Below are 19,867 nucleotides of genomic sequence, written 5' to 3' on the forward strand. Positions count from 1 at the left end.
CTCAGGCTCGTGTCGGTTCCGGAGCGGACCTGCTCCAGAACTCGACCAGGGCGGCGGCGAGTTGCTCGGGGGCCTCCTCCGCGATGTGGTGGCCGGACTCCACGGGGCCCCCGGTCGGCGGTGCTTCCGCCCAGTCGCGCCAGACGTCCAGTACGTCGCCGTAGAGATCGACCATGTCGTCGCGGGTGGCCCACAGCACCTGCAGAGGGCACGCGATGCGCCGGCCGGCCCGCCGGTCGGCGTCGTCGTGTTCCCGGTCGACACCGAGCCCCGCCCGGTAGTCCTCGCACATGGCGTGCACGGTGGCCGGGTCGTGGATCGCGCGCCGGTAGTCCTCGTACGCCTCGTCGCCCATGTGCTCGGACGTGGCCTTGTACCAGGCGTCGGGGTCGGCGTTGATGACGCGTTCGGCGGGCTTGTCGGTCTGCCCGAGGAAGAACCAGTGCCACCAGCTCGCGGCGAACCTCGCGTCGCAGCGCCCCAGCGCCTCGCCGATGGGGACGGCGTCGAGGACGCTCAGAGCGGACACGGCCTCGGGGTGATCCAGGGTGAGGCGCGTCGCCACGTAGGCGCCCCGGTCGTGCCCCACCACGGCGAACCGTTCGTGCCCGAGTCCGCGCATCACCGCGAGGCAGTCACGCGCCATGGCGCGCTTGGAGTACGGGCCGTGCCGCTCGTCGGTCGGCGGCTTCTCGGAGCCTCCGTAGCCCCGCAGGTCCGGGCAGACGACCGTGTACCCGGCCGCGACCAGCAGTGGGGCGACGCGGTGCCAGGTCGCGTGGGTGCGGGGATGGCCGTGCAGGAGCAGCACCGCGGGCCCGGCGCCGCCGTGCCTGACCCGCAGTCGCACGCCGTCGCCCTCGCGCCGCGTCAGCTCGAAGTCGTCGAACACATGACCTCCTGTGTCTCAACCGGTGCCTCGAACACCGTAGGGGCGGACGAGTACCCACCAGGGGAGGGTAGAAAGGACTCATGGTCGAACCCGGGAAGTGTCCTGAGGACGCGGACGACGTCGACGCGGTGACGCGGGCGGTCCTGACGGCGTCGAGACTGCTGATCGCCGTGTCGGCGCGGTCCCTCGCGCAGGTCGAGGAGCGGGTGACGCTCCCTCAGTTCCGTATGCTCGTCGTACTTTCGACGCGCGGGGCCACGAAACTGGTCACGCTCGCCGAGCACTTGCGGGTGGCGCCGTCGACCGCCATGCGGATGGTGGACCGGCTCATCGCGATGGGCCTGGCCGACCGGCAGGTCAATCCCCGCAACCGCCGTGAGACGTTGCTCCGGGTCACCGAGGAGGGGCGGCGGACCGTCGAGACCGTCACCGCCCGGCGCAGGGAAGAGGTCACGGCGATCGTCGAGCGGCTCGCACCGGAGCAACGCGGGGCTCTGGTCGCGGCGTTGACCGCGTTCAACGAGGCCGGCGGCGAGCCGCCGGTCGCGGACACGGACGGCAGGGAATCGCATCCGCTCGGCTGGGCGGAGGCGACGACCGGGGCCTGAGAGCCCGTGTCATCAGCGCGGACAGGTCAGCGCCGGTGGCCCAGCGGGCGATGAGCGAGCGATACGAGCCATGGGGGTGTGCGGCGCTCCGGTTCGAGCCGGAGCGCCGCACACGCGTCAGGACGCGCTCGTCCCGATCTCCGCGCGGACCGTCCTGGCCGCCGCGACCAGGTTCTCCAGCGACGCGCGGGTCTCGGGCCAGCCACGCGTCTTCAGGCCGCAGTCCGGGTTGACCCAGAGCCGTTCGGCGGGGATGGCGTCGAGCCCCTTGCGCAGCAGCGCGGCCGCCTCATCGGCGCCGGGGACGCGCGGGGAGTGGATGTCGTACACGCCGGGGCCCGCCTCGCGCGGATAGCCGTGGGCGGCGAGTTCGCGCGCCACCTGCATGTGCGAGCGGGCCGCCTCCAGGCTGATGACATCGGCGTCGAGGTCGTCGATGGCCTGGACGACATCGCCGAACTCCGCGTAGCACATGTGCGTGTGGATCTGCGTGTCCGGCCGTACGCCGCTGGTGGTGAGGCGGAAGGACTCGGTGGCCCAGGCCAGGTAGGCGGGGTGGTCGGCGGCGCGCAGGGGCAGCGTCTCGCGCAGCGCGGGCTCGTCGACCTGGATGACGGAGGTGCCGGCGGCCTCCAGGTCGTCGACCTCGTCGCGCAGGGCGAGGGCGACCTGGCGCGCGGTGTCGCCGAGCGGCTGGTCGTCGCGGACGAACGACCAGGCGAGCATGGTGACGGGACCCGTGAGCATGCCCTTGACGGGCCGGTCGGTGAGGGAGTTGGCGTACGTCGTCCAGCGCACCGTCATCGCCTCGGGGCGCGAGATGTCACCGGCGAGGATCGGCGGGCGCACATAGCGGGTGCCGTACGACTGGACCCACCCGTGCTGCGTCGCGAGATAGCCGGTGAGCTGTTCGGCGAAGTACTGCACCATGTCGTTGCGTTCGGGCTCGCCGTGCACCAGGACGTCGATGCCGGTCTTCTCCTGGAACGCGATCACCTCCTGGATCTCGGCCTTGATGCGCTCCTCGTACTCGGCGCCGTCGATCCGCCCGGCCCGCAGGTCGGCGCGGGCCGCGCGCAGTTCGCCGGTCTGCGGGAACGAGCCGATGGTCGTCGTCGGCAGCAGCGGCAGGCCGAGTGCCGCGCGCTGGGCGGCGGCCCGCTCCGCGTACGGCTGGGAGCGCCGTGCGTCGGCGTCCGTGACGGCGCCGGCGCGGGCGCGGACGGCCGGGTCGCGGGTGATGGGGGAGCCGGCCCGCGACGCCAGGTCGGCGCGGTTCGCGGCGAGTTGGGTGGAGATCGTGTGGGTGCCGCGGGCCAGGCCGCGGGCGAGCGTCACGATCTCGGTGGTCTTCTGCCGGGCGAACGCCAGCCAGCGCAGGATCTGTGGCTCGATGTCCCGTTCGAGGCCTGTGTCGAGGGGGACGTGCAGGAGGGAGCAGGACGCGGCCACGTCGACCCGCTCGGCGAGGCCGAGCAGGGTGCCGAGGGTGGACAGGGACTTCTCCAGGTCGTTGACCCAGATGTTGCGCCCGTTGACGACACCGGCGACCAGGCGCTTGCCGGGCAGCCCGCCGACGGAGGCCAGCGCTTCGAGGTTGGCGGCGGCCGCCTCCGTGAAGTCGAGGGCGAGCCCGTCGACGGGAGCCTTCGCGAGGACGGGGAGGGCGTCGCCGAGCCGGTCGAAGTACGACGCGACGAGGAGCTTGGGGCGGTCGGTCAGGGCGCCGAGGTCACGGTAGGCGCGCTCGGCCGCGTTGAGATCGGCGGGCGTGCGGTCCTGGACGAGGGCGGGTTCGTCCAGCTGGACCCATTCGGCGCCCGCCGCGCGCAGGTCGGCGAGCACCTCCGCGTACACCGGGAGCAGCCGGTCGAGCAGCGTCAGCGGGTCGAAGTCGGCGGGGACCCCGGGCGCGGGCTTGGCCAGCAGCAGATACGTGACCGGCCCCACGAGCACGGGCCGCGCCGTCAGCCCCAGCGCACGGGCCTCCTCGAACTCGGCCACCTGCTTGGAGGAGTCGGCGGTGAACACGGTTCCGGGCCCCAACTCGGGCACGAGATAGTGGTAGTTGGTGTCGAACCACTTCGTCATCTCGAGGGGCGCCACGTCCTGCGTGCCGCGCGCCATCGCGAAGTAGCCGTCGAGGGCGTCCGCGTCGACGGCGGCGCGGTGCCGCTCCGGGACGGCGCCCACCATCACGGTGGTGTCCAGAACGTGGTCGTAGTACGAGAAGTCGCCGGTCGGGACTTCGCCGATGCCGGCGTCGGCGAGCTCACGCCAGTTGGCGCGGCGGAGGTCGGCGGAGGCGGTTCGGAGCGCGTCGGCGGTGACGCGGCCCTTCCAGTAGCCCTCGACGGCCTTCTTCAGTTCGCGGTTCGGGCCCTGGCGGGGGTAGCCGTACACGGTGGCCCGTGCTGCCGCGGCTGCGGTCCTGGTGGTCACGGAGATCTCCTTCGCGAGATGAATCCCTGAGATCCCGGGGACGGGACGAGAGCGCGAAGGGTGACGCACCCGACGGGTCCGGGAACGCGCGGGGCGCGGCCGTCCGTCAGATGTGTTCGCCGACCCGCCCTCGAGGTCACCGGGATATCCGCGCACGAATGGTTCGGGCACGGACAGCGGGCAGGTCTTCGGACTCGCGGGCACGTCCTCCGGGGAGGACACCTACTGGCCGTCGCTTCCCAGGACCGTTCGTCGGTCCCAGTGCATGTGACGGCGGTCGTTCCCGCTCACCGCTGCGGGGCAGTCCCGGATTTCCACCGGGTTCCCTCTTGCGACGCTCCCGTCTGGCGGACGGGGCGAACCAGCTGCACTGATCACCTTACGGCGCCGTCCGCGGGCGGACCGGGTCGCGGCCGGCATTCGGAAGGTGAGGTGGAACACGTGCGCGACAGGCTTCGGTCACGGTGCGGGCGGGAAGGCGGCGAGCCGCCGGCGGACGGCCCGAATCGACCGACGGGCCGGGCCGGGGCACGGCAAGCTACGGGGATATGAACCACCACCACGACGAGGACGCTCCCCCCGACGGACCGGCCACCCGGAACGACCGCGCCGCCCGGGGCGACCGCGCCGCCCGGGGCGACCGCGCCGCCCGGGGCGACCGCGCCGCTCGGGGCGACCGCGCCGCTCGGGGCGACCGCGCCGACCAGCCCGGCCGCGCCGACCAGCCCGGCCGCGCCGCCCAGCCCGGCCGCGCCGACCAGCCCGGCCGCGCCGCCCAGCCCGGCCCCGCCGACCAGCCCGACCGCGCCGACAACTCCGTCCTCCTCGACCTCTCCGACCCCTCCAACCTCCTCGACCGGATGGAGAGGAACCTCGCCGAGCACGCCTGCCACCTGCACCGGGACATGCCCGGCGCCACCGTCGTGGAGACCGACGACCTCCTGATCGCCGACAGCGGCCTGAACGACGACACGTTCAACGTCGTCGCCCGCGCCCGTTTCACCGCCGACACCGCCCCCGCACGCGTCGCCGTCACCGCACGGGCGCTCGCCGCGACGGGCCGCCCCTTCTCCTGGTGGGTCGGCCCGACCTCGACACCGCCGGACCTGTCCGCCCGCCTGACGGCCGCCGGCCTTCCCGCCGCGGAACAGGAGACGGCGATGTGGGCACCCCTGGACGAGCTGCCGCCGCCGTCCGCCCCACCCGGCCTGGACATCCAGCACGTGACGACACCCCGTCAACTCGACGACTACGCCACGGTCCTCGCCGCGAACTGGACCCCGCCCGCCGAGACCGTGCGCCGCTTCCACAGCCGCGCCGCCGCGCGGGCACTCGCCCCGGACTGCCCGGCCCGCTTCCTCGTCGGCTACGCGGCGGGCCGACCGGTCTGCTCCGCCGAGGTGTTCGCGTACGCGGACGTCGCCGGGCTCTACAACATCAGTACCCTCACCGCACACCGAGAACGCGGCTATGGCGGGGCGATCACCCTCGCCGCGCTCCACACCGCCCGCGACCGCGGCCACACCGTCGCCGTGCTCCAGGCCTCGCCCGACGGTGAGCCCGTCTATCGCCGCCTGAACTTCCGCGCCTGCGGCGGCTTCACCGAACACGCCCTGCTCCCCGAAGCCCACCGCCCACAATGACCCCCCGCCCCCGGCTCCTCACCAAGCTCGAACGCCCCTAGTCGTCGCGTGCGTGCAGGCGTTCTCTGTTGAGGTGGTCGACCGCGCCCAGTGCGTCGCCGATCGTCGCGAAGTCGACGGCGACGAAGTTGACCGGGCGGCCGCGCTCCTTCTGGCAGCGGTGGGCCCGCTCCAGGATGAAGTCGCGTTTGTTGACGACGGCGGCGTCGAGGCGGCTGCCGCCCATGTCGGTGATGAAGTGGTTCAGCAGGAACAGCCGCTTGCCGGTGCCGCCGCGGTGCGGGACGCAGTTCATCTGTTCCGGTGCGGTGTACGCGAACGGGGTCTCCATGCCGTACCGGTAGAAGTTCCGGTACCAGGGTGCCGGTCCGTCGGCCTGTTCGGCGAAGACCACCAGGCGGCGCCCCGAGTCGATCATCTCGCCCAGGGTGGGCCACGGACGGTCCGGGTCGGCGTCCGGGGTGAACAGCAGCCGGTCCAGTCCCGCCCGGCGGAACGCCTCCCGCGTCTGTTCGCCGTCGATCGCGTCCTGGACGATCAGGGTGACCACTTCACCGGGGTGCTCGTCCAGCCAGGTGCCGATCTCGCGCAGCGTGTCCACGAGGGGGATCGCGCCGGCCCGGCACACCGCGTGGCACAGCCACATGCCGGGGCGCGGCGGGTTGGCGCGCTCGGCCAGGCGGGTGATCTGCTCCTTCATGTCGGGCGGGAAGTCCGCCTCCCGGAGCCGTTCGGACACCTCCTCGGGGGTCTCCCACGTCTGGGTGTCGATCAGGAGGCCGCGGGCCCCCGCGTCCAACTGCGCGACGATGTCGGGGTCCTGGAGCGGGCCGATGAACCGGTCGGCGGTCGTCGACATGGCGTTGTGCGTGGCCAGGAAGGCGACCTGGTCGTACGGCCTGTCGCAGAGCGACTCCGAGCCGAGGCACAGCTCGCGGGCGTCCTTGCCCGCCGCCAGCGGGGCGAGCACCGCGCCCACCACCGCGACGGCCACGAGGGCGCCGCCCGCCGTGCCGAGGACCGCGCTCCGCCGCCGCCCGGTCAGCCGTGCCCCGCGCCGCGCCACGACCTTCTCGTACGCCCACGGCGCCCCGGCCAGGACAAGACCCGCGACCAGCGGGAGCGCCGACGTGATCAGACCCACCGAGAGGAGTGCGTCGGCGGCACCGTGCTGCACGTCGTCCAGGAGCCGGCCCACGGAAGGCGGCCAGCTCGACGGCGGGCGCGCCATCAGCTCCCCGACCTGCCACCGCGCCACGGCGAGGACCACGGCCGACAGCGCACCGCCCGCGGCCAGCGCCGTGCCGACACGGCGCACCCGTACCGCCCAGGACGCCGAGCCGGTGAAGACCAGCACGCAGCCCGCTCCGAGGGCGAGCACGCCCGCGATGCCCTGGACCCATCCCAGCGCCAGCCTGGTGAAGTACCGGGCCTGCTCGGCCGCGCCCAGGTCGACGCCCGCCGCCTTCAGGTCCGGTACGACGTTCCAGCGGCCGTCGTCCGTGAGGGCCGACAGGTCCGACGCGGCGCCGGGCACCCGGTCGCCCAGCGCGTACGGCCCCACCGCGGCCAGCGCCGAGGCCACGTCTCCGGAGCCGAGCGACGCCTCCACCTGAGGGCGCAGGGCCGCGCGCCGGTCCTCCGGGACGGCTCCCATGAGCCACTCCGCCGCCTGCCGCGCCGCGGCGGGTTCGAGGCGCAGCTCGGGGAGGTTGTCGGGGCGGTGGCCGCGGGAGATGTCGTCCAGAGCGGCCGTCAGCTCCCGCGTGAACGCGGCGAAGTCGGGCGATTCGCGCCCCTGCGCGGAGGCGACCAGGTCCCCGAGGTAGATCTCGGCGAAGCTGCCGATGTTCGTCAGGACGGGCCGCAGGTCGACGGAGAGACGCAGTCGCGGCTCCTGCCCGCGCAGATACGCCACGGCGTGACCGATCTGTTCGTCCACCAGGGTGCGCAGGGTCGCGGGCGGCAGCACGTTCTTCAGGTTCGCCGTCACCTGCGCCTCGGGCACGGGCAGCCGGCCGAGCAGATCGCGGGTGACGCGTGCCGTCGCGGGGTCGACGAGCACCTCGTCGTACAGCCGGTCGTACGCGCCCTGCTCGTCCAGCACGGCCTGGTAGAAGACCCGGTTCAACACCGTCGCGCGGGCACTTCCGGCGAGGACGAGGACGACGGTGGACAGGGCCAGCACACCCCAGGCCACGGGCCGCAGCCCGGACCGCCATCTTCTCCACCACGGTCCGGCGGCGGTATTGTCCCTGCTCTCCGCGTCGCTGCCACTCACGAAACGATCATCCTCCGGCCCGGGACGCGGCGCCACACCGACCCTTCAGTCCAGGCACTCCCTCGCCCGGCGGCCCGCTCCACTGAGCAGATCGACGCGCTGGCCGTCCCCTTCCTTGAGGACGTAGAGCGTGCCGTTCTCGGGCGTCCAGTCGCGCGGCACGAGGAAGACGCGGTCCCCGGAGACGTGGAACAGGCGCAGCCCGCCGTACTCGTACGCGTACTGGCTCCCCTTGTCGGTGACGCGCCGGAAACAGCTGCCGCCGCCGCGGATCATCAAGTCCTTCTCGCTGAAGACGACGACGGCGGGGAACTCGCCGCGCAGCGTCCGCTCGGTCAGCTCGGCGCGGCCCCGGCCCGCGATCGCCGCGTACGACGACACGGCCCAGAACAGCGAAAGCACGCAGATGAAGAGGGTGAGCCCCCACAGGCGCAGGTCCCGGCGTTCGCGTGTGCGGGCGTACGCGTTGAGCGCGAAGCCGCCGATCGCCGTGAGCGGGAGCAGCAGGTCGAACAGCCAGGGACTGAGCGGATACAGCGGTACGAGGGCGAGCGGGACGGCCCAGGCGAACCGCAGCACGCGGGTCGCGCGGGCCAGCCGTTCCGGTTCGCCCGCGGTCCAGCGGAGCAGCCCGAGCGTGCCGAGCGCGATACCGGCCGCGAGCCAGGCCGGGAGGTACAGGGCGCCGACGCTGCGCAACAGGTAGTCGCTGGTGGAGAGGTGGAAGACGGTGTCGCGCAGTCCGAGCGCCTTGGTCTCGGCGTCCGTGCTCGCCCAGCCGAAGTAGAAGAGGACGGCGGTGAGCAACGTGACGAGGGATCCGACGGCACCGAGAATTTCCACCCAGCCGATGTGGGGGGCGGAGGGGGTTGGGAGTGGGCCCGGGGCGGGTTCCGGGTCAGGGTCGGGGGTTGGGTTCGGGTCGGGGGGTGGGCCCGGGTCGGGGGTGGGGCTCGGCGCGGGGGAGGGGTCGGGATCAGGGACGGGTTCCGGGTTCGGCGTGGGGGCGGGGTCGGTCATGGGGCGGGTGTGGGTGTGGCGGTGGGGACGGGGGACCTGGACGAGAGGGGAGGTGCCGGAGGCTGCGGGATTCCGGCCCACGTGATCGTGAACGCCGCCCGGCGGGTCACCCTCGCCCCGTTCTTCGTCACGAGCGTCACGTCGATCACCGTCGGGCGGCGGCCACCGAACCCGTCCGGGCCCGGCAGGTCGACGGTGACCGTACCGTCCTTGCAGCACTTCTCCCTGGCGTTCTCGTCCCCGTAGGGCGTCAGGACCAGGGGTTCCCGGAGCTCGGCGGCGCGCAGTTCCACGGTCCTGGGCACATCGGGCCACGTGCCGTAGAGGCCGACCGACTCGCCGGGCGCGACACTGCGCTCCGTGGCCGCGATCTTGTTGCCGCAGGCCGCGGTCCCCGCCGGAGCGGACCGGAGCGCCACCTGCTCGGCGGGATGCCGCCGGTAGTACGCGACGAAGCGCCGCAGGACAGCGAAGGCGTCACCGTCCTTGCAGAGGTACTCGCTGGTCCCGGGCCGGTAGCCCGCCGCGCGCAGCCCCGCTTCGGCGCGGATGGCGATGGCCAGGCCGGTCCGCTCGCCGTGCGCGGCCTTGCAGATGCCGGCGAGCCCTTCGATGACCTTCCAGGCCTGCGGGGTCGCCGAGTTGTCGGGCCGTTTCTCGGGGTCGGTGGCGCTGTCGTACGGCAGTTGGCACTCGCCCCGCTGAAGCAGGTCGTACATGCTGTCCGGCTCCGGCGCGTCGTCCGTGTTCGGTGACTTGGGGCCCCACGGCAGCCAGCCGGGAGGTGTCCCGCCCCCACGATTGCCGCCCCCGCCCCCGCCATCGCCTCCGCCGCCCGCTCCGGCGGCCCCGCCGTCGCCCCCGTCCGAGCCGCCGGTCTGCCAGGAGCCGCTGGACGACCCGCCGGTGCCCCCCGTACCCCCGTCCGTACCACCGCCCGACGTCCCGCCCGCCGTGTCGCCCCCGCCCGAACCGCCGCTCCCGCTGCCGCCCGACGTGTCGGCACCACCGCCACCGGTGCTCGTCCCCGTACTCGTGTCCGAACTGATGCCACCGTCGGGGGAGCCGCCACCGCCTCCCCGCGCCCCGCCGCCGGGCGATGCGACACCCCGTATCCCGAAGAACAGCCCCACCACCAGGACGAATCCGACGACGGCGAAGGCCCAGGGCGGTACGCGGTCGGCACCTGAACCGAAGCGAACAGCCATGACGGCACCCCCGTTTCGCTTCCTTTCATGATGCTGCGGAGGGGGGCAGTCCGGAGTGTTTTCGGGCGACCGGGCCCGCGCGGCTCAGCGGTGTGCCGGGCGCCAGTACAGCGCGGGGTCGGGGTGGTCGACGAAACCCAGGTTCCGGTACAGCGGCTCGCCTTGGGCGGACGCGTACAGGTCGACGCGGGAGGCACCCCGCGTACCGAACCAGTCGAGCAGCGCCCGCATGATGGCCCGGCTGTGCCCACGCCGCCGGTACGCGGGGTCCGTGACCACGCCGATCACGTGGCCGACCCGGCCGGTGACGCTGTGCGGGCCGGGAAACCACTGCTCGACGGTGCCGATGCCGCACGCCGCGAGTCCGTCCGCGCCGTCCGCGCCGTCCGCGCCGTCAACGACGACGATGCGCGCGGCGTCGGCCGTCAGCTGCTGCTGCAGCACCGAGGCGAGGTTGCGGCGCCAGTCGCCCTCGACCGGCGTGGTCCGGAAGTACTCCTCGTCGCGGGTCGCGAAGAGCAGCGACCGCAGACGTACGAGTTCGGGAATGTCCGCCTCCACGGCGCGGCGTACGCCGGTGAGGCCGGTGCCGGGCATGGTGAGTTGTTGTCCAGTGGGCTGGTTCATGACCACCAGCGTTCAGTAAGGGTCTTAGCCACCACAACCCTTACGTTCTATGCTCCCGGTCATGGGACATAGAAACGCCGATACCGATGCCGATACCGGCGCCGGCGCCGAGGTCACCCCCTCCCTCGACCTGAACCAGCTCCGCACCTTCCTCGCCGTCTACCGCTCCGGGTCCTTCACCGCGGCCGCCCGCCTCCTTGGCCTGTCGCAGCCCACGGTCACCGCGCAGATCCGGTCCCTGGAGCGCAGGCTCGACCGGGAACTGTTCGAGCGGCTTCCGCGCGGCGCGGCGCCCGCGCCCTTCGCGGACGAGCTGGCGGCCCGCATCGTCGACCCGCTGGACGCGCTCGCCGAGGTCGCGGGCCACGCCGACGACAGCTCCGCGGAACCCGTGCACCTGGCGGGACCGGCGGAGCTCCTCTCCCACTGCGTACTGCCGCGGATCGCGCCCCTGGTGGAGAAGGGCGTGGTGCTGCGCGTCGCGACCGGCCTGACGGACGACCTCCTGGAGGAACTGCGCGCGGGCCGGCACGACCTGCTGATCGCCACGGCCCGCCCCCGCGGCCGGACGTTGGCTTCCGTGCCTCTCGCCGACGAGGAGTTCGTCCTGGTCACCTCCGCGGTCTGGGCGGAGCGGATCGGCGGGGCGGCGCGGTTCGCCGTCGACGGCCCCGCGGTGCTGCACGGCGTCCCTCTCGTGGCGTACGCCGATGACCTGCCCATCGTCCGCCGGTACTGGCGGCACGTCTTCGGCAGGCGCCTGGTCTGCAAGCCCGCCGTCACCATGCCGGACCTGCGCGCGGTCAAGGCGGCCGTCGTGGGCGGCGCGGGCTTCAGCGTGCTGCCCCGCTACCTGTGCGCCGACGAACTGGCGTCCGGCGCACTGGTCCTGCTCAACGACCCGGACGACCCGCCCATCAACACGGGGTACCTCGTCCAGCGCCCCGGCTCCTCGGACAACCCGCACGTGGCGCTGGTCAGGGACCACCTGCTGGAGTCCGCGCGCGGCTGGTAGCCACGGGTGCCCGAAGAGGTCCTCCACGCATCACCGGGGTACGCGGCCGCGATCAGTCTTCGGCGTCCCGCAGTTGCAGCCCGTTCTCCCAGATCGTGTTGAGCGTCGTGACGAGTCGCTCGTACGGGATGCGCTGCCCGAGCACGAACACCATGTACGCCATGCGGCTCACCATGACGGACAGGGCGTGCGCGGTGACGAGCGGGTCCAGGGACGTGTCGGCCCGGCCGCTCTCCTGAAGGGTGCGGATGAGCTTGGCGTTGCGCCGGGCGAACGCGTTGCCCCGCTCGATGCGCAGCGCCATGAACTGCTCGTCCACCTGGGCGACCTGCTCGAACAGTGCCATGAGGCGGGCGTTCTTCTTGTACGCCCGCAGGTATTCGCGGTTCGACGCGTCGATGAGCTTCCGGGGGTCGGTGATGCCGGTGCGCTCGCGCAGGTGCGGGTGGAGCATCTCCTCCTGCACCTGCTCGACCAGCGCCTGGAAGATCTCTTCCTTGCTGTTGAAATACGTGTAGAACGACCCGGAGGCGACGTGGGCCGCTTTGGAGATGTCCGTGATGCGGGCGTCCAGGTACCCGTCGCGCTCGAACACCTCGCGCGCGGCGGCGATCAGTGCGGTGCGCGTCCTGACGCCACGGGCGCTGCGGGGCGTGATCGGTTGCTTCTGGCCGCCGTCCGCGGCCGGGGCCTGGGCCGTCACTTCTCGACCTGGGAGAGGAAGTCGAGGAGCGCGGCGTTGACCTCGTCGGGCCGCTGCTGCTGGATCCAGTGGCCGCCGTCCTCAAGCACGACGTGGGCGCGCTGATCGGTCAGCATGTGGCCGTGGTCCTTCGCCGGCATGAACTGGCCGACGGGATCCTTGGAGCCGGTGAGGAACAGCGAGGGCTGGGTGACGCGGCGGTCGGCCAGGTGCTCGGTGAGCTCCCAGTTGCGGTCGAGGTTGCGGTAGTAGTTGAGGCCGCCGGTGAAGCCGGTGCGCTCGAACGACTCGACGTAGTAGGCGAGTTCCTCCTCGCTGAGCCACGGCGGGGGCGACGACGGCTCGTCGTGCCGCTCGGCCCACCGGGCGGAGTAGATCTCCTTCGCGACGAGCGTCCTGCGCACGTTGCGGCCGAGGGCCGCGTCCGCCGCGCCGGGCTCCTGGAACCAGACCATGTAGAAGTCGTCGCCGAGCCGCCTGCGCAGGATCGGGATCGGGGGCGCCGGGGCGCGCCGCGTCAGGGGCACGCTCATCCCGGCCACCGCGCGCACCCGCTCCGGGTGGGCCAGGGCCATCTGCCACACCACCATGGCGCCCCAGTCGTGCCCCACGAAGACGGCGTCGTCCGCGCCCGCGTCGTCGAGGACCGCCGACAAGTCGCCGCAGAGCGTCAGGATGTCGTACGCGTCGACGTCGGCGGGCCGCGAGCTCCCACCGTATCCCCGCATGTCGGGGACGAGGACGCGGTATCCCGCGCTCGCCAGCGCGAAGACCTGGTGCCGCCAGGAGAACGCCAGCTCGGGGAAGCCGTGGCACAGGACCACCGGGGGCCTGCCCGGCCGCCCCTCGCCGTGGTCGAAGACGCGCAGCGTGATGTCGCCCGACGTGACCTCGCGCGTCGCGACGCGCTCCCACTCGGCGAGGGTGACGTGTGTCGGCATGGGCAGAACCTCCGTGGTCCGCGCTTCGAACTTGACGTTGAGTTCAATGTACAAGGCGGGGCCGCCCTTGCGGGGCGGGGCTTTCCGCACTCTTGAACCTGAACCCGGATTCAATTACGTTGACGGAACCGGAGGCGAGCGAAGGCGCGGTGGCGATGACGGCGGGTGGAGTGGACGTACGGGTGCGCACTGCGGTCCTGTTCGACTTCGGCGGGGTGCTGACCACCAGCGTGGTCACCGCGTTCGAGGAGATCGGCACCGAACTGGCCGACGATCCGCGGCTGTTGCTCCGGCTCTTCTCGAAGGACGAGGAGAGCGGCGCCCTGCTCGTGGCGCACGAGGAGGGCCGCATCGGAGAGCCGGAGTTCGAGAACGGCCTCGCGGCCCGGCTGCGGGACCACGGTGTAGCCGTCGAAGGCCCCGGCCTGGTGCGCCGCATACAGACCCGGCTGCGTCCCGACCCCGGCACGATCGCCCTCGTGGCGGCGTTGCGGACCGAGGGGCGACGCGTCGGCCTGCTCTCCAACTCCCTCGGGGACCACTGCTACGACGGCTTCGACCTGCCCGCGATGTTCGACGCCGTCACGGTGTCCGGGGACATCGGCGTACGCAAGCCGTCCCGCCGTGCCTACGCCATCGCGTGCGAGCGTCTCGGCGTACGGCCCGAGGACACCGTGATGGTCGACGACCTGCCGCAGAACATCGTGGCGGCGGAACGGCTCGGCATCGCCGGGGTCGTCCACCGCGACGCGCCCACGACCGCGGCGCAGCTTGCCCGGCTCCTCGCGCCGGCGCCCGGCGCCGGTGCTGACGTCGCTGCACCAGGATTGCCAGACACACGACCGCTGGAGGACGACCCGTGTTCGACGTGACCGACAGGGCCAAGGAGTACCAGGAGCGGCTGCTCGCCTTCATGGACGAGCACGTCTACCCCGCGGAGGCGGTGTACGAGGCCCAGATGGCGGAGTCGGGCGACCCCCACTTCCACCCGCCGGTCCTCGAACAGCTCAAGGCCGAGGCGCGGAAGCAGGGCCTGTGGAACCTCTTCCACCCGCACCCCGAGTGGGGCCCGGGCCTCACCAACCTGGAGTACGCGACGCTGGCCGAGATCATGGGCCGCAGCGCGCACCTCGCCCCCGAGGCCACCAACTGCAACGCGCCGGACACCGGCAACATGGAGGTCCTCACGCTCTTCGGCACCGAGGAGCACAAGGAGAAGTGGCTGAAGCCGCTGCTCGCCGGCGAGATCGCTTCCGCGTTCGCCATGACCGAGCCCGCCGTCGCCAGCTCCGACGCCCGCAACATCGAGATGCGGATGGTCCGCGACGGCGACGACTACGTCCTCAACGGCCGCAAGTGGTGGACCTCCAACGCCCTGCACAAGAACTGCCGGGTGCTCATCGTCATGGGCAAGACCGACCCGGACGGGCCGAGCCACCGCCGGCAGAGCATGATGGTCGTCCCGCTCGACACCCCCGGCGTCACCGTCCTGCGCAACCTCCCCGTTTTCGGCTACCAGGACCGCGAGGGCCACGCGGAGGTGCTCTTCGAGGACGTACGCGTTCCCGCCACGGCGCTCCTCGCGGGCGAGGGCGACGGCTTCATGATCAGCCAGGCGCGGCTCGGCCCCGGACGCATCCACCACTGCATGCGCACGATCGGCATGGCGGAGCGCGCGCTGGACCTGATGATCGACCGCGCCCAGTCGCGTACGACGTTCGGGGCGCCGCTCGCCGACCGGGCGAACATCCAGGACTGGATCGCCGAGTCCCGCGTCGAGATCGACATGGCGCGGCTGCTGACCCTCAGGGCCGCACACCTGATGGACACCGTCGGCAACAAGGAGGCGCGGACGGAGATCGCCGCCATCAAGGTCGCCGCTCCCGAGGTCGCGCTCAAGGTCGTCGACCGGGCCATCCAGGTGCACGGCGGTGGCGGCGTCAGCGACGACTTCCCGCTCGCCAGCATGTACGCCCACCTGCGCACCCTGCGGCTCGCGGACGGTCCCGACGAGGTGCACAAGCGGGCCATCGCCCTGCGCGAACTGCGCCGCCGCGAGAACGAGCGGAGCGGCCGGTGAGCGCGCCGCGTGCCGGGCAGGGGTCCCTGGCCGGGAAAGTCGCCGTCGTCACCGGCGCCTCGCGGGGCATCGGACTCGCGGCGGCCGCCGCGCTGCGCGACCGCGGCGCGCGGGTCGTGGTCACCTCGCGCAGCGAGGAGCGCGACAAGGAGGCGGCGTCACGACTCGGCGACGGGGTGGCCGGATTCGGGGCCCACGCCACCGACGAGGAGGCCGCGCGTGCCTGTGTCGAGCACACCGTCGCGACGTACGGCAGCCTCGACATCCTCGTCAACAACGCCGGTACGAACCCCGCGTACGGTCCGGTCGTCGATCAGGACCACGGGCGCTTCGCCAAGACGATGGACGTCAACCTCTGGGCGCCGATCCTGTGGACGTCGCTCGCGGTGAAGGCATGGATGGGCGAGCATGGCGGCTCCGTCGTCAACACCGCATCCATCGGTGGCCTCACGGTCGCCCAGGACGTCGGCATCTACCACGTCTCCAAGGCGGCACTCATCCACCTCACCAAGCAACTCGCCTTGGAACTGGCCCCCAAGGTCCGCGTCAACGCCATCGCACCCGGAGTGGTCCGCACCAGGCTCGCCGAGGCGTTGTGGGAGGAGAACGAAGCGAAGGTCGCCGCGGCCACGCCCCTCGGACGCATCGGCGAACCCGAGGACCTGGGCGAGGCCGTGGCCTTCCTCGCCGGGGAGGGCGCCCGCTGGATCACGGGGGAGACCCTCGTGGTGGACGGCGGCCAGCTCCTCGGCGGCGGCCCGTTGTAACGCGCCGCTGTGACGTTCCGGCTACCGCTCGCCCTCCGTACCGCTTGACGTCGCCCGATGTTCGCCCCCGCGTCACCCGCCCGCGCGGTGGCGGGTGCGAGCATCTGGGGTCAGGCCGAGATCCATTCCGCGGTACCCCGAGGGGACAACGTTGCAACGCCCACGTCCAGGACGTACGTACCACCACGGAGGGAGAGCGCGCGCCGCGGTCTCCCTCACCGCTCTGCTGTCGCTGTCCCTGACGGGATGCGGTGTCGCGGGGCTCGGGGGCGACGGTGACGACGGAGGTGGTGACGCGGGCGCCGGTGCCGCGGCCGTCGCGGGGATCGACTGCGCCGCCGCGGGCAAGGTCCAGGGGACCGGCTCGAGCGCGCAGCAGAACGCGATGAAGTACTGGATCAAGCACTATCAGCGCGCGTGCCCGAAGGTGCGGATCGCGTACAACCCGATCGGGTCGGGCGCGGGCGGCGCGCAGTTCCTGCGGGGCGCGACCGCGTTCGGCGGCTCCGACAGCGTACTCAAGCCCGATGAGGTCGAGCGCTCCAGGGACGTCTGCCGGGGCGGGCGCGCCATCGACCTGCCCATGGCCGGCGGCCCCATCGCGATCGGCTACGACGTCCCCGGCGTCGACGGCCTGGTGCTCGACGCCCTCACCCTCGCCAAGATCTTCGACCGGAAGATCACCGTGTGGGACGACCCGCTGATCCGGCGGCTCAACCCGGGCACCGACCTCCCTTCGATGCCCATCCGACCCGTGCACCGGTCGGACGACTCCGGCACGACGCAGAACTTCCAGGCCTACCTCGCGGGCGCGGCCCCCACGGCGTGGCCCCACCTGGTGGCCAAGTCCTGGCAGGGGAGGGGCGGCGCGTCCGCGAGCGGGTCGAGCGGGGTCGCATCGGAGGTGACCTCCGGCGTCGGAGCGATCGGGTACTTCGAGCTGTCCTTCGCGCGCGCCCGCCAGATCAAGACGGTGAGCATCGACACGGGCGCGCCCGCCCCGGTCGCGCCGACGCCCGCGACGGCGTCGAAGGGCATCGCGGCCGCGGAGGTCGCCGGCCGGGGCAAGGACATGAAGCTGAAGTTCCGCTACGGCGCGTCGACGCCGGACGCGTACCCGATCGTCCAGGTGACGTACGAGATCGTCTGCGACAAGGGAAACCAGCGGGCGACCCTGCCCGCGCTCAAGTCCTTCCTCACCTACACGGCGAGCAGGGTGGGCCAGAAGGACCTGTCACGCCTGAACTACGCACCGCTGCCGGAGTCGGTCGCGGGCCAGGTGCGGGACGTGGTGGACACGCTCTCCTGACGCGCGCCGGGCGTCGGGGCGCGGGCCGGCGCGATGCGGCCTCGGCCGCCGCAGCTGAGACCGCCCGCCCCGCCACCCGCACTCTCAGGCGACCGCCGTCCCCTGCGCGACATGGAGGCGCTCTCCGCGGCCGGTGTCCCCGTCTATGCCGAGCGCGGCCGGAACGGCGGGTTCGCGTTGCTGCCCGACTTTCGGGCGGCCCTCACCGGACTGAACCCTCGGCTCGGCGCTCGCATCGGCCATGCACAAAGTGTTCGACACGGTGGACCCGATCGGCCTGGTCACCGTGCGCGGCCAGGGTTACCTGTCGGCCGTGCGTGGCGGCGCCGACCGCACGTACCCGCTGTCCCGGGTGCGGGTTCGCCGAGGCGCTCGACGAACCCGCGCCCGGAGTGGCAGCGCACCTCCCTGCGCGACCGCGCCGCCGCCGCGCTCTACGCGCCGTCCGCCTCACCCCACGTCACAGGGAGTTCGTGAACGCCGTAGATGTTCATGCCCTCCCGCAGGGGCACGTCCTCCGGTGCCGCGGCGAGGCGCAGGGTCGGGAAGCGGGTGAGCAGGGACGGGAAGGCGACGCGCATCTCGACGCGGGCCAGTTGCTGGCCCAGGCACTGGTGGATGCCGTGGCCGAAGCCGAGGTGACCGGTCGCCTTGCGGTGCAGGTCGAGCCTGTCGGGGTCGGGGAACCTCGCCGGGTCCCGGTTCGCCGCCTCCATCGACAGGGTGACGGACTCGCCCTTTCTGATGAGTCGCCCCTCGACCTCCACGTCCTCCAGCGCCGCGCGGAGTCCGGTCTGGGCGATGGTGGCGTACCGCATCAGTTCCTCGACGGCCTGATCGACGAGGCCCGGATCCGCGCGCAGGGCGGCCAGTTGGTCCGGGTTGGACAGCAGGGCGAACGTGCCGAACGCGATCATGTTGGCCGTGGTGTCGAGCCCCGCGCCGAGCAGGAACCCGCCGATGCCGGTGAGTTCGTCGTCCGTGAGGTCGCTTGAGGTCAGGTCGCTGAGGAGGTCGTCGGTCGGCGCGGCGCGCTTCTCCAGGACCAGCTTCCGCATGTACTCGTCCATCGCGACCATGGCCGCCGCGCGCTCCTCCTCCGTGGAGCTCAGTGTCATGGACGTCGCGACGTGTCGCTGAAACATGTCCTGGTCGGCGTGGGGCACGCCGAGCAGTTCGCAGATCATGAGCGCGGGAATGGGCCGCGCGTACGCCTCCATGAGGTCGACGACCGGCCCCCGGCGCTCCATCGCGTCCAGATGCTCGACGGTGATCTGCTCCACGCGTTCCGTGAGCAGCCGCATGCGGCGCACGGTGAACTTGCCGGCAAGCAGCCGTCGGTAGCGCGTGTGTTCGGGGGCATCGAGCCCGGTCATGTCTCCCGTGGGTGCGGGCGGCAGCTCACCGGTGAAGCCCGTGGCGAAGGGCATGTGCAGCAGTTCGTAGCGCGAGCTGAAACGTGTGTCTCCCAGGATCGCGCGGACGGCGGCGTGACCGGTGGCCAGCCAGCCCACGTGTCCGTCGGGGTATCGCAGGCGCGTGAGCGGCCGCTCCTCGCGCAGGCGCGTCAGCTCGGCGGGCGGATCGAACGGGCAGCTCTTGGTGCGGGTCGTGGGGAAGGCGGCCACGGGGGCATCCGGGGTTTCGGGGCCGGTCGACGGGTCGTTCTGCATGGTGCTGTTCTGCATGGTGCGTCCCCTCCAGTGCGTACGGCAGTGCAGTGGCGCCAGCATGACACAGGAGTGGCGCTATGTGGCGCCAGTATGAGCCAAAGTGACTCGGTGTGGCGCAGAGGGGTGGGGTGCAGGGTTGATCGAGTACGACGGGCGCGGCGGCTGAGTACTCGTACTCATGATTCGTCCCCCTTCGCCCGCGCACCCTGGACACGCAACCCCGATGAGAGGAAGACGACTGTGCACAGCAGCATTCGCGTTCGCCCGGCCTCCCGCGCGTCCGGCAGGCGGTCGGCGCGGTCCCTCGTGGTGCTCGCGCTGACGGGCGCGGCGGCCGCAGCGGTGCTGACCGGCTGTTCCATGGAGGACGCGGTCTGCGGCGGCGGCGAGTATCCGGTCCTGCACGTGGGCAGCGGCGGTTCCGCGTGCCAGCCCGACGGGGAGGATCCGCCGAAGGGCTACGCCCGCTACCCGGAGGGCAAGGTCCCGGAGCATGTCGGGGACAAGTGGGACGAGTACTGGAACGACCACACGCTCGACGAGAACGGAAAGATCGTCAAGTTGAAGGACGGCCAGTGAGCGTCCGCCGGACACGGTGCTCGCCCCGACCGCGAGGCACCGCGGTCGGGGCGAGTCGTGTGACGCCTCAGGTGGCGAC

The 19,867-nt window shown here is 72.3% G+C and carries 17 protein-coding genes, 1 pseudogene and 1 riboswitch; of the genes and pseudogenes, 9 read left to right on the plus strand and 9 right to left on the minus strand.

The window, feature by feature from the left end:
• Window position 1: 1 nt before the first annotated feature.
• Entirely contained in the window at window positions 2-892 is an 891-nt protein-coding gene (locus tag DEJ49_RS34220; RefSeq protein WP_150187702.1) for an alpha/beta fold hydrolase, read from the minus strand.
• Between the two features lie 80 nt (window positions 893-972).
• Here DEJ49_RS34220 and DEJ49_RS34225 point away from each other — a divergent pair, with 80 nt between their 5' ends.
• The gene (locus DEJ49_RS34225; RefSeq protein ID WP_150187703.1) at window positions 973-1,500 is read left to right on the plus strand and encodes a MarR family winged helix-turn-helix transcriptional regulator; all 528 of its coding nucleotides are present in this window, start codon (window positions 973-975) and stop codon (window positions 1,498-1,500) included.
• Between the two features lie 117 nt (window positions 1,501-1,617).
• Here DEJ49_RS34225 and metE read toward each other — a convergent pair whose 3' ends face one another.
• Window positions 1,618-3,942, minus strand: a complete 2,325-nt coding sequence (metE, locus tag DEJ49_RS34230; RefSeq protein ID WP_150187704.1) for a 5-methyltetrahydropteroyltriglutamate--homocysteine S-methyltransferase — start codon at window positions 3,940-3,942, stop codon at window positions 1,618-1,620.
• A 161-nt stretch (window positions 3,943-4,103) separates the two neighbouring features.
• Window positions 4,104-4,323, minus strand: a riboswitch (cobalamin riboswitch).
• Window positions 4,324-4,802: 479 nt separating this feature from the next.
• On the opposite strand from metE, the gene DEJ49_RS34240 reads away from it, so the two are divergent.
• Window positions 4,803-5,585 carry a GNAT family N-acetyltransferase gene (locus DEJ49_RS34240; RefSeq protein ID WP_150187705.1) on the plus strand — a complete coding sequence of 261 codons (783 nt, stop codon included), beginning with the start codon at window positions 4,803-4,805 and terminating at the stop codon, window positions 5,583-5,585.
• Between the two features lie 37 nt (window positions 5,586-5,622).
• Here DEJ49_RS34240 and DEJ49_RS34245 read toward each other — a convergent pair whose 3' ends face one another.
• From DEJ49_RS34245 to DEJ49_RS34260, 4 genes are all read right to left on the minus strand, one after another.
• Window positions 5,623-7,785 carry a PI-PLC domain-containing protein gene (locus tag DEJ49_RS34245; protein ID WP_150187706.1) on the minus strand — a complete coding sequence of 721 codons (2,163 nt, stop codon included), beginning with the start codon at window positions 7,783-7,785 and terminating at the stop codon, window positions 5,623-5,625.
• Window positions 7,786-7,911: 126 nt separating this feature from the next.
• Complete coding sequence (locus DEJ49_RS36180) at window positions 7,912-8,709, minus strand: hypothetical protein (RefSeq protein ID WP_190329543.1); 798 nt, start codon at window positions 8,707-8,709, stop codon at window positions 7,912-7,914.
• A gap of 173 nt (window positions 8,710-8,882) precedes the next feature.
• Window positions 8,883-10,094: a hypothetical protein gene (locus tag DEJ49_RS34255; RefSeq protein ID WP_150187707.1), complete on the minus strand. Its 1,212-nt coding sequence runs from the start codon at window positions 10,092-10,094 to the stop codon at window positions 8,883-8,885.
• An 84-nt stretch (window positions 10,095-10,178) separates the two neighbouring features.
• Window positions 10,179-10,721, minus strand: a complete 543-nt coding sequence (locus DEJ49_RS34260; protein WP_223833112.1) for a GNAT family N-acetyltransferase — start codon at window positions 10,719-10,721, stop codon at window positions 10,179-10,181.
• A 61-nt stretch (window positions 10,722-10,782) separates the two neighbouring features.
• Between DEJ49_RS34260 and DEJ49_RS34265 the strand changes: the two genes are divergently transcribed.
• A complete protein-coding gene (locus DEJ49_RS34265; RefSeq protein ID WP_150187708.1) occupies window positions 10,783-11,736 on the plus strand; it encodes a LysR family transcriptional regulator in 954 nt (317 codons plus the stop codon).
• A gap of 52 nt (window positions 11,737-11,788) precedes the next feature.
• Here the strand turns inward: DEJ49_RS34265 and DEJ49_RS34270 are convergent, their stop codons facing one another.
• Together DEJ49_RS34270 and DEJ49_RS34275 are read right to left on the minus strand one after the other, a co-directional pair.
• The gene (locus DEJ49_RS34270) at window positions 11,789-12,439 is read right to left on the minus strand and encodes a TetR/AcrR family transcriptional regulator (protein WP_223833113.1); all 651 of its coding nucleotides are present in this window, start codon (window positions 12,437-12,439) and stop codon (window positions 11,789-11,791) included.
• On the minus strand, window positions 12,436-13,380 hold the full coding sequence (locus tag DEJ49_RS34275) for an alpha/beta fold hydrolase (protein ID WP_150187709.1): 945 nt from the start codon (window positions 13,378-13,380) through the stop codon (window positions 12,436-12,438). The genes DEJ49_RS34270 and DEJ49_RS34275 overlap by 4 nt, the downstream gene beginning before the upstream one ends.
• 119 nt (window positions 13,381-13,499) lie before the next feature.
• Between DEJ49_RS34275 and DEJ49_RS34280 the strand changes: the two genes are divergently transcribed.
• The 5 genes and pseudogenes from DEJ49_RS34280 to DEJ49_RS36635 all read left to right on the plus strand — a co-directional run.
• The gene (locus DEJ49_RS34280) at window positions 13,500-14,252 is read left to right on the plus strand and encodes an HAD family hydrolase (RefSeq protein WP_223833114.1); all 753 of its coding nucleotides are present in this window, start codon (window positions 13,500-13,502) and stop codon (window positions 14,250-14,252) included.
• A complete protein-coding gene (locus tag DEJ49_RS34285) occupies window positions 14,240-15,460 on the plus strand; it encodes an acyl-CoA dehydrogenase family protein (RefSeq protein WP_150187710.1) in 1,221 nt (406 codons plus the stop codon). Before DEJ49_RS34280 ends, DEJ49_RS34285 begins: the two co-directional genes overlap by 13 nt.
• Window positions 15,457-16,227, plus strand: coding sequence for an SDR family oxidoreductase (locus tag DEJ49_RS34290; protein WP_223833115.1), 771 nt, complete (start codon window positions 15,457-15,459; stop codon window positions 16,225-16,227). Before DEJ49_RS34285 ends, DEJ49_RS34290 begins: the two co-directional genes overlap by 4 nt.
• Window positions 16,228-16,378: 151 nt before the next feature.
• Window positions 16,379-17,536, plus strand: coding sequence for a phosphate ABC transporter substrate-binding protein PstS (pstS, locus tag DEJ49_RS34295; protein ID WP_190329544.1), 1,158 nt, complete (start codon window positions 16,379-16,381; stop codon window positions 17,534-17,536).
• A 93-nt stretch (window positions 17,537-17,629) separates the two neighbouring features.
• A pseudogene (locus DEJ49_RS36635) lies at window positions 17,630-17,922 on the plus strand (DNA-binding transcriptional regulator); the annotation flags it as partial.
• A gap of 48 nt (window positions 17,923-17,970) precedes the next feature.
• Here DEJ49_RS36635 and DEJ49_RS34305 read toward each other — a convergent pair.
• Entirely contained in the window at window positions 17,971-19,209 is a 1,239-nt protein-coding gene (locus tag DEJ49_RS34305; protein ID WP_150188674.1) for a cytochrome P450, read from the minus strand.
• Window positions 19,210-19,449: 240 nt separating this feature from the next.
• Between DEJ49_RS34305 and DEJ49_RS34310 the strand changes: the two genes are divergently transcribed.
• Window positions 19,450-19,788 carry an SCO0607 family lipoprotein gene (locus DEJ49_RS34310; RefSeq protein ID WP_411757220.1) on the plus strand — a complete coding sequence of 113 codons (339 nt, stop codon included), beginning with the start codon at window positions 19,450-19,452 and terminating at the stop codon, window positions 19,786-19,788.
• Window positions 19,789-19,867: the final 79 nt, after the last annotated feature.

The organism is Streptomyces venezuelae, from assembly GCF_008642335.1.
GTDB lineage: Bacteria > Actinomycetota > Actinomycetes > Streptomycetales > Streptomycetaceae > Streptomyces > Streptomyces venezuelae_F.

Coding starts and splice junctions, on each gene's coding strand:
- DEJ49_RS34275 (WP_150187709.1), bottom strand. CDS start 13,380: ATGCCGACACACGTCACCCTCGCCGAGTGGGAGCGCGTCGCGACGCGC.
- DEJ49_RS34265 (WP_150187708.1), top strand. CDS start 10,783: ATGGGACATAGAAACGCCGATACCGATGCCGATACCGGCGCCGGCGCC.
- DEJ49_RS34260 (WP_223833112.1), bottom strand. CDS start 10,721: ATGAACCAGCCCACTGGACAACAACTCACCATGCCCGGCACCGGCCTC.
- DEJ49_RS34305 (WP_150188674.1), bottom strand. CDS start 19,209: ATGCAGAACGACCCGTCGACCGGCCCCGAAACCCCGGATGCCCCCGTG.
- DEJ49_RS34225 (WP_150187703.1), top strand. CDS start 973: ATGGTCGAACCCGGGAAGTGTCCTGAGGACGCGGACGACGTCGACGCG.
- DEJ49_RS34255 (WP_150187707.1), bottom strand. CDS start 10,094: ATGGCTGTTCGCTTCGGTTCAGGTGCCGACCGCGTACCGCCCTGGGCC.
- DEJ49_RS34240 (WP_150187705.1), top strand. CDS start 4,803: ATGGAGAGGAACCTCGCCGAGCACGCCTGCCACCTGCACCGGGACATG.